Origin of the sequence: Rhizobium sp. T1470 (genome assembly GCF_042140505.1) — a bacterium.
GTDB classification, from domain to species: domain Bacteria; phylum Pseudomonadota; class Alphaproteobacteria; order Rhizobiales; family Rhizobiaceae; genus Rhizobium; species Rhizobium favelukesii.
This window is the reverse complement of record NZ_CP148093.1, coordinates 398,791-412,903: the sequence shown is the minus strand read 5'-3', so window position 1 is coordinate 412,903 and position 14,113 is coordinate 398,791. Positions and strand designations below refer to the sequence as shown.

At 62.9% G+C, this 14,113-nt stretch carries 5 protein-coding genes and 6 pseudogenes; all 11 read left to right on the top strand.

Annotated elements, in window-relative coordinates; genetic code table 11:
* Nucleotides 1-150: 150 nt before the first annotated feature.
* Nucleotides 151-1,105: pseudogene (locus WGT02_RS31805) on the top strand (polyprenyl synthetase family protein).
* Nucleotides 1,106-1,231: 126 nt separating this feature from the next.
* Nucleotides 1,232-2,782, top strand: a complete 1,551-nt coding sequence (locus WGT02_RS31800; RefSeq protein ID WP_208246034.1) for a hypothetical protein — start codon at nt 1,232-1,234, stop codon at nt 2,780-2,782.
* Nucleotides 2,779-3,636: pseudogene (locus tag WGT02_RS31795) on the top strand (hypothetical protein); the annotation flags it as partial. The gene WGT02_RS31800 and the pseudogene WGT02_RS31795, both read left to right, overlap by 4 nt.
* A gap of 117 nt (nt 3,637-3,753) precedes the next feature.
* Nucleotides 3,754-4,782, top strand: a pseudogene (locus tag WGT02_RS31790) (IS110 family transposase).
* 475 nt (nt 4,783-5,257) lie between these two features.
* Nucleotides 5,258-6,307: pseudogene (fni, locus tag WGT02_RS31785) on the top strand (type 2 isopentenyl-diphosphate Delta-isomerase).
* A gap of 179 nt (nt 6,308-6,486) precedes the next feature.
* Nucleotides 6,487-7,821, top strand: a complete 1,335-nt coding sequence (locus tag WGT02_RS31780) for an ISNCY family transposase (protein WP_208246032.1) — start codon at nt 6,487-6,489, stop codon at nt 7,819-7,821.
* 337 nt (nt 7,822-8,158) lie between these two features.
* Nucleotides 8,159-9,493 (top strand): ISNCY family transposase, encoded by a 1,335-nt coding sequence (locus WGT02_RS31775; protein WP_208246032.1) that lies wholly within the window; start codon nt 8,159-8,161, stop codon nt 9,491-9,493.
* 259 nt (nt 9,494-9,752) lie between these two features.
* Nucleotides 9,753-10,314 (top strand): annotated as a pseudogene (locus WGT02_RS31770) (transposase); the annotation flags it as partial.
* Between the two features lie 1,047 nt (nt 10,315-11,361).
* Nucleotides 11,362-12,303, top strand: coding sequence for an omptin family outer membrane protease (locus tag WGT02_RS31765; protein WP_208246030.1), 942 nt, complete (start codon nt 11,362-11,364; stop codon nt 12,301-12,303).
* A 358-nt stretch (nt 12,304-12,661) separates the two neighbouring features.
* A pseudogene (locus tag WGT02_RS31760) lies at nt 12,662-12,829 on the top strand (IS110 family transposase); the annotation flags it as partial.
* Between the two features lie 94 nt (nt 12,830-12,923).
* A protein-coding gene (locus WGT02_RS31755; protein WP_208246028.1) for an IS630 family transposase occupies nt 12,924-13,996 on the top strand; the annotation gives its coding sequence in 2 pieces (ribosomal slippage) (nt 12,924-13,410 and nt 13,410-13,996; 1,074 coding nt in all).
* Nucleotides 13,997-14,113: the final 117 nt, after the last annotated feature.

The window sequence follows — 14,113 nt, the reverse complement described above, 5'->3', positions numbered from 1 at the left end:
GCATCGCATGCCCCGTGTGGCGAGGCAGCGGCGCCGGCGACGCGCGGCATTGCTGCACTCGGTGCGCGCGCTCGGTGCGACGCCGGCAACACCGCGGCGGCTCGCCGCTCGCCCTGGCCATCTCCTATCAGGTACAAGGACATGAACAACATGCAGACCGGTTCCAAGCTACACGACGACCGACCTGGCGTTTCCGCGCTCGGCGGATTGGGCGCGCAGGCGCGCGCCGCATCCGGCAGGTTGCTGCCGGAGATCTGGATGCAGGACGGCGCAAAGCGAGTCGAACAGGCGCTGGCGCGTCTTCTCTGCGCCGAAGACGACGGTGAGACCGAGCTGATGGCGGCGATGCGCTACGCCACCTTGAATGGCGGGAAGCGCACCCGAACCTTGCTCTGTCTGGCTGCCGGCGCACTGGCCGACACGCCGGCGCACATACTCGACGACGTCGGCGCCGCCATCGAGATGATGCACGCCTGTACCCTGGTCCACGACGACCTGCCCGCGATGGACGACGACGTGCTTCGCCGCGGCCTTCCGACCGTGCACGTCAAGTTCGGCGAAGCCACTGCGATCCTGGTCGGCGATGCGCTGCAGGCGCACGCCTTCCTGACTCTGGCGAGCCTGGATGCGCCGGGCGACAACCGTATCGCGCTCGTGCGCGAACTGGCGCACGCGGTGTCCGCCGAGGGTGCCGCAGGCGGGCAGGCCATGGATCTGTCGCTGGTCGGAAAGTACGTCGAGCTGGACAGGATCGTGGCTATGCACCGGATGAAGACCGGTGCGCTAGTGCGCGCGTCCGTTCGCATGGGCGCGCTATGCGCCATCGCGGAGGATGCCGCGCACGCTGCGCTGTACTGTGCGCTCGATCGCTACAGCGCCTGTTTTGGCCTGGCGTTGCAGGTGGTCGACGACATTCTCGACGCGACAGCGGATACCGCCGACCTGCGCGTCGATCATGGGCCTGCAGGCAGCGCGCCAGTTCGCGCTCGATCTGTTGCGCGACGCCGAGGAGGCCATCGCCCCGCTGGGGCCGCGTGCGGAACCGTTGGCGCAGATGCTGCAGCGGGCCAACCCGTATCTGTTCATGCACGCGCCATGCGCATGAGCGCGCCCGTCAGCATGGAGTCGCCCGGCAGCGGTGCATGCTGCACTGTATCCGACTCCGCGGCGACGTGCGCGGCGTCTGCCCGATCCTGGTTCTCGTCAACCGCCTGCAGAAGGAGCATCCCGCGTGAATGCGCTGTCCGAACAGATCCTTTCCGAATTGCGCCACCTGCTGAGGGAGATGAGCGACGGCGGCAGCGTCGGTCCGTCCGTCTATGACACGGCGCGAGCTCTGCAGTTCCACGGCAACGTCACCGGGCGGCAGGACGCATACGCGTGGCTCATCGCGCAGCAACAAGCCGATGGCGGATGGGGAAGCGCGGACTTCCCGCTGTTCCGCCATGCACCCACGTGGGCGGCGTTGCTGGCATTGCAGCGTGCCGATCCTCTTCCCGGCGCTGTCGACGCAGTCCAGGCTGCAACCCTGTTCCTCGAGCGCCAGCCCGATCCCTACGCGCATGCGGTGCCGGAAGACGCGCCGATCGGCGTGGAGCTGATCCTGCCGCAGTTGTGCGGCGAGGCCGCATCCTTGCTGGGCGGCGTGGCGTTTCCGCGCCACCCGGCGCTCCTGCCGCTGCGGCAAGCGTGCCTAGTCAAGCTGGGGGCGGCGGCGACGTTGCTGAGCGGCCATCCGTTGCTGCACTCCTGGGAAGCCTGGGGGACGTCGCCGACCACCGCATGCCCGGATGACGACGGCAGCATCGGCATCAGTCCGGCGGCCACCGCCGCGTGGCGTGCGCACGCCGTGACACAGGGGAGCACGCCGCAAGTCGGGCGCGCCGACGCGTATCTGCAGGCGGCATCGCGGGCGACGCGCAGCGGCATCGAAGGTGTCGTTCCCAACGTCTGGCCGATCAATGTGTTTGAGCCATGCTGGTCGCTGTACACCCTCCATCTGGCCGGGCTGTTCGCGCATCCCGCGCTCGCCGAGGCGGTGCGCGTGATCGTCGCGCAGCTCGACGCCCGCCTGGGCGTGCGCGGTCTGGGCCCGGCCTTGCACTTCGCGGCCGATGCGGACGACACCGCCGTTGCGTTGTGCGTGCTGCGCCTTTCAGGCCGCGACCCGGCGGTCGATGCGTTGCGCCATTTCGAAATCGGCGAGTTGTTCGTCACCTTCCCGGGCGAGCGCAATGCCTCGGTGTCGACCAACATCCATGCCCTGCATGCGTTGCGACTGTTGGGAAAGCCCGCCGCCGGCACCAGCGCCTACGTCGAGGCCAATCGCAACTCGCACGGTCTATGGGACAACGAAAAATGGCACGTTTCGTGGCTGTATCCCACCGCGCATGCGGTCGCTGCGCTGGCGCAAGGCAAGCCCCAGTGGCGCGACGAGCGCGCGCTCGCGGCGCTGCTGCAGGCGCAGCGCGACGACGGCGGCTGGGGCGCCGGTCGCGCGTCCACGTTCGAGGAAATCGCCTATGCGCTGTTCGCGTTGCACGTGATGGACGGGAGCGAAGAGCCGACAGGTCGCCGGCGCATCGCGCAGGCGGTGGCGCGTGCGCTGGAGTGGATGCTCGCCCGCCATGCGGCGCATGCATTGCCGCAGACGCCGCTGTGGATCGGCAAGGAACTGTATTGCCCCACCCGGGTCGTGCGCGTGGCCGAACTTGCCGGGTTGTGGCTGGCGCTTCGTTGGGGGCGGCGCGTCCTGGACGGGGGAGCAGGAGCGGCGCCATGATCCAGACCGAACGCGCGCTGCAGCAGGTGCTGGAGTGGGGGCGTTCCCTGACCGGGTTCGCCGACGAGCATGCCGTGGAAGCGGTCAGGGGCGGCCAGTACATCCTGCAGCGCATCCACCCGAGCCTGCGCGACACCAGCGCCCGCACCGGCCGCGATCCGCAGAACGAAACGCTGATCGTGGCGTTCTATCGCGAACCGGCGCTGCTGTTCTGGCTCGACGATTGCAACGACCTTGGCCTCATCGCGCCGGAGCAGCTCGCCGCGGTGGAGCAGGCACTGGGGCAAGGCGTGCCGTGCGCGCTTCCCGGATTCGAGGGCTGCGCTGCGCTGCGCACTTCGCTGGCCGCGCTCGCCTATGATCGTCGCGACTATGCTCAGCTTCTCGACGATACCCGGTGCTACTGCGCGGCGCTACGCGCCGGACACGCGCAGGCGGCTGGAGCGGAACGCTGGTCCTACGCCGAGTACCTGCACAACGGCATCGATTCGATCGCCTACGCGAACGTGTTCTGCTGCCTGTCATTGCTGTGGGGGCTGGATATGGCAACCTTGCGCGCGCGTCCGGCATTTCGCCAGGTCCTGCGGCTCATCTCCGCGATAGGGCGCCTGCAGAACGATCTGCATGGACGCGACAAGGACAGGTCGGCCGGCGAGGCCGACAACGCGGCGATCCTGCTGCTGCAGCGCTATCCGGCTATGCCTGTGCTGGAGTTCCTCAACAACGAGCTGGCCGGCCATAAGCGCATGCTGCACCGGGTGATGGCGGAAGAACGCTTTCCCGCGCCGTGGGGACCGTTGATCGAGGCCATGGCGGCAATCCGCGCTGAGTACTACCAGACATGGGGTAATCGCGGCGCGACCGTCCCAGGCCAGTCTATAAATTACGGATGGCAAGGGTGGTTGCCCCCGATAAGATGGAAATACGGGCTCTCGATTGGTACCGGGCCCAAACACCAAATGGAGGCAACCATGGACCAATATATAGGGCTCGACGTTTCGTTGAAAGATACCGCCATCTCGATCCGAGAAGACGGGAAGCGGATATGGCGCGGGAAGTGCCCTTCGGACCCAAAACTTTTGGCGCAGATGATCCGCAAGCACGCGCCAAACGCCAAGCGCGTCGTATTCGAGACGGGGCCGCTGTCGACGTGGTCTATCATGCGCTGACGGCCGAAGGGGTTCCGGCAATCTGCATTGAAGCGCGGCACGCAAAAGGTCTTGAACGAGACGCTCAACAAGACCGATGCCAATGATGCGGATGGCTTGGCGCAACTGGCCGAAGCCGGCTTCTACAAGGCGGTCCGGGTAAAAGCGTTCGACAGCATGCTGACGCGCACGCTGGTGACGGCCCGCAATCAGCTTTTGAGCATCTCAACCCAGCTCAGCAACCAGATCCGCGGCCTGATGAAGACGTTCGGTCTGATCGTCCCCAAAGGAACAGGTCGGGTGTTTGATAGCAATGTAAGAGAGTTTTTGGATGGGAATGACGGCCTGGCATGGATCATATTGCCTCTGCTTGAGGCGTGGCGCGACATACGCAAGCGCGCGGCCGATCTTGATCGCCAGTTGCTCGTAGCGGCGCGGAAAAGCCAGGCGACGAAGCTGTTGATGACGATCCCGGGGATCGGCGCTGTCACCGCCGTCTCCTATGTCGCCGCGATTGAAGATCCAGACAACTTCCGAACGTCGCGCTCGGTTGGCGCCTGGCTCGGGCTGACAACGCGGCGCTACCAGTCAGGCGAAGTCGATTATGACGGCCACATCTCGCGAAGAGGTGACAACCGTCTGCGGGGACTGCTTTATGAAGCGGCGACTGTGATCCTTACGAGAACCAGTGCCAGGAACGAGAGCAGTCTCAAGAGCTGGGGGCTTAAACTGCGTGAGCGGTTGGGCTTCAAGCGCGCTGCGGTGGCGATCGCCCGTAAGCTTGCGGTCATCATGCACAGCATGCTCAAGACGGGAGAAGTGTTCAACGCATTGGCTGGCGCCACCGCATAAGCGAAGTGCCAGCCTTCTAACTCAGCGCGTCAAACCCGATTTGAGGCACTGAGCGTCCCTGCTGCGGACGTGGATTGGATCATTCCGTTGAGTTGGGCTGCAGCTCGTTCGAGACTGCGCACCAGACATAGGAAGGTCCACCCTGCGAAGACCCATTGTGCGGCGACATTTGTCGACCGCGGAGACAACCCTGCTCCCGGCGCTGGACAGCTCTGAAGAAAATATGGCCGCTGAGGCCCCGATCCAAACAGTAGCCCATTTACGCCGCGTTGCCTGTCGCGCAACACGGCAAAGACGCCGAATACCAAAAATACCTTGACGAACGGAATGCGATTAGACAACCGCTACCGCAGCGACGCTGCGGGGGGAGGCCAGCGTGCGCCGGCCTGAGCGCGCGGGAGGCGACGGCGTGCGCGCGCTGCCGTCGGTCCGATCCGACGCAACGCCGTCGCCCGATGCGACGGACTGGGCGAGCATGAGCGACACCGCCCTGAGCCGGCGCAAAGACGACCATCTGGACATCGTGCTGGATCGGCGAACGGCACCGGCCACGGTCGCCGCAGGCTGGGAGTACATCCGTTTCGAACACTGCGCATTGCCCGAGTTGGACCTGACGCAGATCGACCTGTGCGCGTCGCTGCTGGGCAAGACCATGCGCGCGCCGCTGCTGATTAGCTCCATGACCGGCGGCATGCCACGCGCCGAGGCCATCAACCGGCATTTGAGCGAGGCAGCGCAAGCCTTGGGGATCGCCATGTGCGTCGGTTCGCAGCGCGTGAGCCTGCAATCCGGCAACTCCCTGGGGTTGACGCGCGCGCTGCGCCGCGTGGCACCAGACATTCCCTTGCTGGCCAATATCGGCGCCGCGTAACTGCGCGAGGCCGACGGCCTGGATCTGGCGCGCCGGGCGGTAGATGCACTGGAGGCCGATGGACTCATCGTCCATCTCAATCCGCTGCAGGAAGCGGTACAGCCGGAGGGCGACCGCGACTGGCGCGGCGTCTTGGCGCAGATCGCTCGCGCCGCACGCAGCGTGGGCGTGCCGATCGTGACCAAGGAAGTGGGGTCGGGCCTGTCCGCCTCGGTGGCTTGTGCGCTCGTCGAGGCAGGCGTGGCGGTGATCGATGTCGCCGGCGCCGGCGGCACCAATTGGGCCGCGGTGGAGGGCGAGCGCGCCCGCAATGCCGCCGATCGTGCAGTGGCGATGGCGTTCGCCGAGTGGGGGATTCCGACCCCGGCCAGCGTGCAGGCGGTACGTCGGGCGCTGCCAACGGTGAAGCTGATCGCGTCGGGCGGGATCCGCGACGGCATCGACGTGGCCAAGGCCATCCGCCTGGGCGCGGACATCGCCGGGCAGGCGGCCGGCGTGCTGGACGCGGCGACGGTGTCCACCGAGGCGGTTGTCGCGCATTTCGAGATCGTCATCCGCCAGTTGGCCGTTGCCTGCTTCTGCACCGGCTCGGCCGATCTGGCGGCGTTGCGTCAGGCGCGCTTGTTGCCCTCTGCGCATCTGCCCGCCGGTTGATGCCGGCGTCGCCCGCACGTGGCGGCGGGTGCCTAGACTAGTGCCCGTCCATAAACGGTAAACTGCTGAAATTATTGTAGGAATCGCGATATCTCCGCGGGCAAAGCCCGGCGGTTTCAGGTATACTTTAGATCAAGCGACTGATTCTAAAGACAAACCCGTAACCGCCGGAGCCGACAATGCGCCAAGAACGCACCGTCCAATCCAGTATATTCGATCTTTTTGCCGGGCACGAGATCGGCCGTGAATTGAAGGCGATGTCGCAATGGCTGGATGAGCATCGCGATCTGCTCGGGCTGGTGACGCGGGACCTGCGCCGGCATGGTCTCAAGGAGACCGGTCGCGAGGGGCTGCCGGCCGAGGCTGTGCTGCGCTGCGCGCTGCTCAAGCAGCATCGCCAGCTGAGTTATCAGGAACTGGCCTTCCATCTCGAAGACTCCGCCTCGTTCCGGGCCTTTGCCCGGCTGCCGTGGGGATGGAACCCGAAGAAGTCGGTCTTGCACAAGACGATCAGCGCGATCCGGGCGCAAACCTTTGAAGAGATCAACCGGGTGCTGCTGGCGAGCGCCAAGCGGGAGAAGCTGGAAAATGGCAAGGTCGTGCGTGTGGACAGCACCGTCACCGCGGCACTGATCCATGAGCCGAGCGACAGCAGCCTGTTATGGGACGCCGTGCGGGTGATGGTGCGACTGTTGCAGCAGGCCGAGGCACTGGGTAGCGCCATTCCATGGCACGACCATCGCCGCGCGGCAAAGAAGCGGGCTCGGGCGATCGAATATACCCGCGGCCGTCCCAAACGGGTGAAGCACTACCGCGCACTGCTCAAGATCACGCGCACGACCTTGAGTTATCTGCAGCAGGCGAGCGAACAGTTGCCCCAGACGGCGGGCCCGGCCGGCGAACTGTGGCAGGCCCAGCTCCGCCACTACCGGCCACTGATCGCACGGATCCTCGCCCAGACCGAACGGCGGGTCCTGGCCGGGCAGCCGGTCCCGGCCGGCGAGAAGCTGGTGAGCCTGTTCGAGCCGCATGCCGACATCATCGTCAAGGGCAGCCGCGACGTCGACTACGGCCACAAACTCAATCTGACGACCGGCAGAAGCGGACTGGTCCTCGACCTCGTCGTCGAAACCGGCAACCCGGCCGACAGCGAGCGCTTGCTGCCGATGCTGGAACGCCACATCGCCTTTTATGGCCAGGCGCCGCGTCAGTCGGCAGCCGACGGCGGCTATGCCAGCCGCGCCAATCTGCGCGGAGCCAAAGCCTGCGGCGTCCGCGACATGGCCTTCCACAAGAAGTCCGGCCTCCGCATCGAAGACATGGTCACAAGCCGCTGGGTCTATCGCAGGCTGCGCAACTTCCGCGCCGGCATCGAGGCCGGCATCTCTTGTCTGAAACGCGCTTATGGCTTGGGGCGCTGCACCTGGCGCGGCCTCGACCACTTTAAGGCTTATGTCTGGTCCTCGGTGGTCGCTTACAATCTCGCCCTCTTCGCCCGCCTCAGGCCGACCTGACACCCCTCATCCGGCAGCGTTCAGAGCACACCCGGCGAGCGGTGGCCGATACCTCATGACCCCATTGCCACCAGATCGCGCTTCGCGCCATAACCTGCAGGGTTCTGTGCCATCACCCGTCCCAACAAACATCCTTCAGTGGACAAGCAACCTTGAAAACCCCAGAAAAACAGGCGTTTATGGACGGGCACTAGACTAGTGCCCATCCACAAACGGTAAACCGCTGAAATTATTGTATGAATCGCGATATTGCCGCGGGCAAAGCCCGGCGGTTTCAGGTATACTTTAGATCAAGCGACTGATTCTAAAGACAAACCCGTAACCGCCGGAGCCGACAATGCGCCAAGAACGCACCGTCCAATCCAGTATATTCGATCTTTTTGCCGGGCACGAGATCGGCCGTGAATTGAAGGCGATGTCGCAATGGCTGGATGAGCATCGCGATCTGCTCGGGCTGGTGACGCGGGACCTGCGCCGGCATGGTCTCAAGGAGACCGGTCGCGAGGGGCTGCCGGCCGAGGCTGTGCTGCGCTGCGCGCTGCTCAAGCAGCATCGCCAGCTGAGTTATCAGGAACTGGCCTTCCATCTCGAAGACTCCGCCTCGTTCCGGGCCTTTGCCCGGCTGCCGTGGGGATGGAACCCGAAGAAGTCGGTCTTGCACAAGACGATCAGCGCGATCCGGGCGCAAACCTTTGAAGAGATCAACCGGGTGCTGCTGGCGAGCGCCAAGCGGGAGAAGCTGGAAAATGGCAAGGTCGTGCGTGTGGACAGCACCGTCACCGCGGCACTGATCCATGAGCCGAGCGACAGCAGCCTGTTATGGGACGCCGTGCGGGTGATGGTGCGACTGTTGCAGCAGGCCGAGGCACTGGGTAGCGCCATTCCATGGCACGACCATCGCCGCGCGGCAAAGAAGCGGGCTCGGGCGATCGAATATACCCGCGGCCGTCCCAAACGGGTGAAGCACTACCGCGCACTGCTCAAGATCACGCGCACGACCTTGAGTTATCTGCAGCAGGCGAGCGAACAGTTGCCCCAGACGGCGGGCCCGGCCGGCGAACTGTGGCAGGCCCAGCTCCGCCACTACCGGCCACTGATCGCACGGATCCTCGCCCAGACCGAACGGCGGGTCCTGGCCGGGCAGCCGGTCCCGGCCGGCGAGAAGCTGGTGAGCCTGTTCGAGCCGCATGCCGACATCATCGTCAAGGGCAGCCGCGACGTCGACTACGGCCACAAACTCAATCTGACGACCGGCAGAAGCGGACTGGTCCTCGACCTCGTCGTCGAAACCGGCAACCCGGCCGACAGCGAGCGCTTGCTGCCGATGCTGGAACGCCACATCGCCTTTTATGGCCAGGCGCCGCGTCAGTCGGCAGCCGACGGCGGCTATGCCAGCCGCGCCAATCTGCGCGGAGCCAAAGCCTGCGGCGTCCGCGACATGGCCTTCCACAAGAAGTCCGGCCTCCGCATCGAAGACATGGTCACAAGCCGCTGGGTCTATCGCAGGCTGCGCAACTTCCGCGCCGGCATCGAGGCCGGCATCTCTTGTCTGAAACGCGCTTATGGCTTGGGGCGCTGCACCTGGCGCGGCCTCGACCACTTTAAGGCTTATGTCTGGTCCTCGGTGGTCGCTTACAATCTCGCCCTCTTCGCCCGCCTCAGGCCGACCTGACGCTCCTGATCCGGTAGCGTTCAGAGCAAGCCCGGCGAGCGTCGGCCGATACCCCATGACCCCATTGCCGCCAGATCGCTCTTCGGGCCATAACCTGCGCGGTCTTGTGCCATCACGCGTCCCAAGAAACGATGTCAGCCGGCAAACAACCTTTCAAAACCGCAGAAAAACAGCCGTTTATGGACGGGCACTAGTCTAGCAGGCTGCTAAAATACCTAGGCCAAAGATTCGACTATCTCCACATTGGCGAGGCGGTTCGATGCACGGGAGCGATGTGTTCATGGAGCAGCTGTTCACGATGAAGCGGTTGGAGGATTTCGTTCCAGCCGATCATCCACTGCGCCCGATCCGGCTGATGGCCAACGAAGCGCTGGTGCGGCTAGACGGCTTATTTTCTGGCATGTACGCCTGCAGTGCCAAAGGCGGTCGCCCAAGCATTGCGCCGGCAATTGATGGAGCAGGTGCAGTACAACCTGCTGTACCGCTGGTTCATCGGTCTGTCGATGGACGATGCGGTGTGGGTGCCGACGGTGTTCGGCAAGACCCGCGAGCGATTGATCGAACACGATGCGGTGATCGCGCTGTTCAACGAAGTGGTGGAGGTCGCCAATGACCGGGGCTGGTTGCCGGGCGTACATTTCAGTGTGGATGGCACGTTGATCCGGGCCTGGGCCGGGCACAAGCGTTTCAAGCCCAAGGACGGCGATGACGAGGGCCGCAGCGACTTCCGCGGACAATCGCGCAGCAACCACACGCACGTGCCCACGAGCGATTCGGATGCGCGGCTGTATCGCAAAGGCAGCACGGCCAGCGAGCTGCGAACCGGGGCCTTCGGGTTCGTGCTTTCGATCGCCGCGCCGGTGATGTCGATATCGAAGGTGAGTGTGGCGAGATTGCCGGTCAGGGTGTTGGTTTCGTCGTCGATCTGGATGAAGTTCACGAGGTCGGGCATCGCGGTATCTCCTTTTGCTTGCGTTGTCGATGGACACGACAGAGGACCGGCCCCAGGCCTGCACCGGCGCCGAAACCAATGCGCTGATCCGGCACCATCGCCGTGGAGATCAGCGGGCCGACGCCGGGAACGCTCATCAGGCGGCGGCAATTCGCCTCGTTCTGGCTGATCTCTTCGATCTTGCGGCGGATTGATGGGTTCATCGAGCCACAGCCATCAGATCGTTCATCCTGGGCGAGAGCTCTCAGATGACAGCAGCTGCACTCGTTGTCGGCTATTCGACAATGTCGGACATGAGACACTGCGCTGTCGGCGTGATCGCGTCGTTTTGACGATTTTCTGGTTTGGCGCAGTAGTTGCTTGGCTAAAGAGAAGTAGCCTAGCACAACCAATAGGAGTTCCTCGATGTACAGCCTCGCCGAACAGGCAGTCGCCACCACGAGATCAATGCCAGCGAAGCTGCCCGCCAGTTGGCATGTGGCCAACCTGTGACCGTCAATCCCACAAGTGGGGACGCCAAAAAATTCACGACGCGGCCACGCGTGACAACAAGGCGCTCGCTCGTCCCGCCGCCTGATGAAGCGCAGCGGTGCGACAGCGTAGAGTGCTTCACGGAAGACCGGTCAGGTTCTGGCCCGGCAATTTCCACACCAGCTTGCAGATCGAGGCTCATCCGTGCCGCGCTCCCGCCCAGTCCCGCAAATTGATCACTCTCCAGCAAAGGACAACGAATGTTTTGCGAATACTTCCATTCCCTGAAGGGGCTGACGCGGTCAGCCTCGCAACGGCAGGCGACACCGGTCCCTCAACACCAGTGGCTTGCGCAGTGGGCAAGTCTGACTCCACACGAAGGGGATCTGAGGCGAAGAAGCTCAGGCTCAAGACGGAGGCGCTGTACGAAAGACGCGGTCAGCTCATGAAGCGCGTCTCCATCAGATCCGTAGCGATCTCCTGTTTTCTGTTCGCTGCCCCATCATTCGCCGCCGCAGACAACGCTTTATTTTCCTCCGACGATGGCAACGTCGTCCTTTTCGGCGATATCGGCCTCGCCAACATCAAGGCCCAGGAATTTTTCTATATCGGCGACCACAAGCTCAGCCAGCTGAACTGGGAAAGCAAGGGGATGACCCTCTTCACGGCTGGTGTCGACGCGCAGATCGACAACGACTGGAGTTTGAAGGGCAGCGTCAAAGTCGGCGCGATCGGCGACGGTCACATGACCGACTACGACTGGATGAGCCTCGGGCACGATGACTGGAGCCACCGCTCGGTTAGTCCCGATACCGAACTCGATCACTATATCGCCGGATCGATCGAGATCGACCGGATCATCTACGGCAACGAGACCAGCAGTTTTTCGGTCGGCGCCGGTGCCCGCTATACCGACGTCAAATGGACGGCCTATGGCGGCTCCTACGTCTATTCGAGTAATGATTCTTTTCGCGACGTATCCGGGACATTGCCAAGCGGAAAAGGTGTCAGCTACCGGCAACAGATTCCGGTTGGCTTCGTCAGCCTGAGCGGCGAACACGTCCTCGGCGATCTTACCATCAGCGGCGGCATTCAGACCGGCTTGAGCTTTGGCATCAAGGACATCGACGACCATTGGGTGCGCGACAGGCGTTTTAGGAGTGACATGTCTCCGGCACCGATGATCGGCGCCAATGTCGCCGTCAGCTATGCGGTGACGCCAAGTGCTTCGCTTTATCTGTCCGGTTCGTTCGATCGGGTATTTCACAGCCGCGGGGACAGGCAACGTCACAACTTCGCGACAGGCGAAAATAACTTCGGCAAGGATTTCGCCGGGGCCACGTTCGAGGCAATGTCAGTCTCCTTCGGGCTAAAGGGCACGTTTTGACGTGGCCGCGAGGCGCGTAGGTCGGGTCATTCCGCAGATGGTGTTGCAGGTGAACGTGTACCACGTCCATGCTGCGTTCGTTACATTGGAAGATCCCTCCGGCGAAAACCCTTCATGCGGCGATCAGGTATCGACCGCGCAGACAACCGTGCTCCCGGCAAACGTCATCAACAACGCAGCATGAAACAGCGTGTCCGCACATCCACGGTTTCGTACTCGTCCCGGTCGAACGATGCTCGGCGGCGCCATTGTTGTGCATGTCAAAAAGAGCTTGATCAGTGCCTGGCGATTAGATGGGATATTCGGCTTTGCGTCTCAGCATTGACCATTGCGGATTGCAGTCCTGCGCTTCTGGCTGATGGTAAAACGAGGTCATGTCTTTCGACAGCCTCAAACATCAAGGGAGAAGCGCAGCATGAAACGCTATTGTGCACTGGACGTATCGTTGAAAGAGACCGCGGTCTGCATTGTTGACGAGACAGGCAAGATTTGCCGGGAGACGAAAGTTGCCACTCACCCTGAGGAAGCGCCCCTTATACCAACGTGAGTGGTTTCTGACTCGTTTTGCGGTTTCCAAATCAGTTGAATTCTGAATCTCTGTCGCAAACGGAGGTTTGCGGATGACATTGGGAATTCCACTGCGCGATGACTTCGACGGTTTTGCCCTGCGGGCATTGGCCAAGAGCACGAAGGATGCGGCACAGGCTCGGCGGCTTCTTGCCCTTGCCGAAATCTATGATGGTCATTCACGCAGCGACGCGGCCAGGATCGGAGGCGTGACCCTGCAGATTGTCCGCGATTGGGTTATGCGCTTCAATGCCCGCGGTCCGTCAGGGCTCATCAACGGCAAAGCGCCTGGCAATCAAGGAAAGCTTTCCGCTGTGCATCGCCAGGCTTTGGCGAAGATTGTCGAAAGCGGGCCGATACCAGCAGTGCATGGCGTCGTTCGCTGGCGGCGCAAGGATCTGGTTCAATGGCTTTTCCAGGAATACCGGATCTCTGTGGACGAGACGACCATTGGCCGCGAATTGAAGGCGCTCGGCTTTGCAAAGCTGTCTGCTCGTCCGCGCCATTACGCCCAGAACGAGGGTGACCTGGAGAGTTTTAAAAAAACTTCCCCGCCACACTGGCAACCATCAAAAGCAGGCTCCCCAAGAACATCGAGATCGAGCTCTGGTGGGCCGACGAAGCTCGGATAGGGCAGAAGAACAAGATCACCCGACGATGGGCACGCAAGGGCACAAGGCCTTCGGCACCACTCGATCAACGCACGATGTGGACTTATATCTTCGGCGCCATCTGCCCCAAGAAGGGCAAAGCTGCGGGCCTTGTTCTTCCCTACTGCGACACCGATGCCATGAACCATGCCATGAACCAGCATCTGCTCGAAATCAGCCAGGCGGTCGATGAAGGTGCTCATGCCGTGCTGATCGTTGATCAGGCTGGATGGCACGTCACGCCGAAACTCAAAGTACCCGACACCGTCACCCTGCTGTTCCTGCCGCCGCGGTCGCCCGAATTGAACCCTGTCGAGAACCTGTGGCAATTTATGAGGGAGAACTGGTTGTCCAACCGGATATTCAAAGACTACGACGACATCGTTTCCCATTGCTGTGACGCATGGAACAAGCTGGTCGCGCAGCCGTGGAAGATCATGTCAATTGGAATGCGTGATTGGGCGCACCGGTTTTGATTAGCGCTCGTTGGTATTAGGGGAGAAAGGGGTTAGCGGACAAGATCACGACTAGATTTCCTGTCGGCAGCGTCGTGCAGCCACGGCCTCAGGAGTATCACTGAAGGCAGGGTCAAC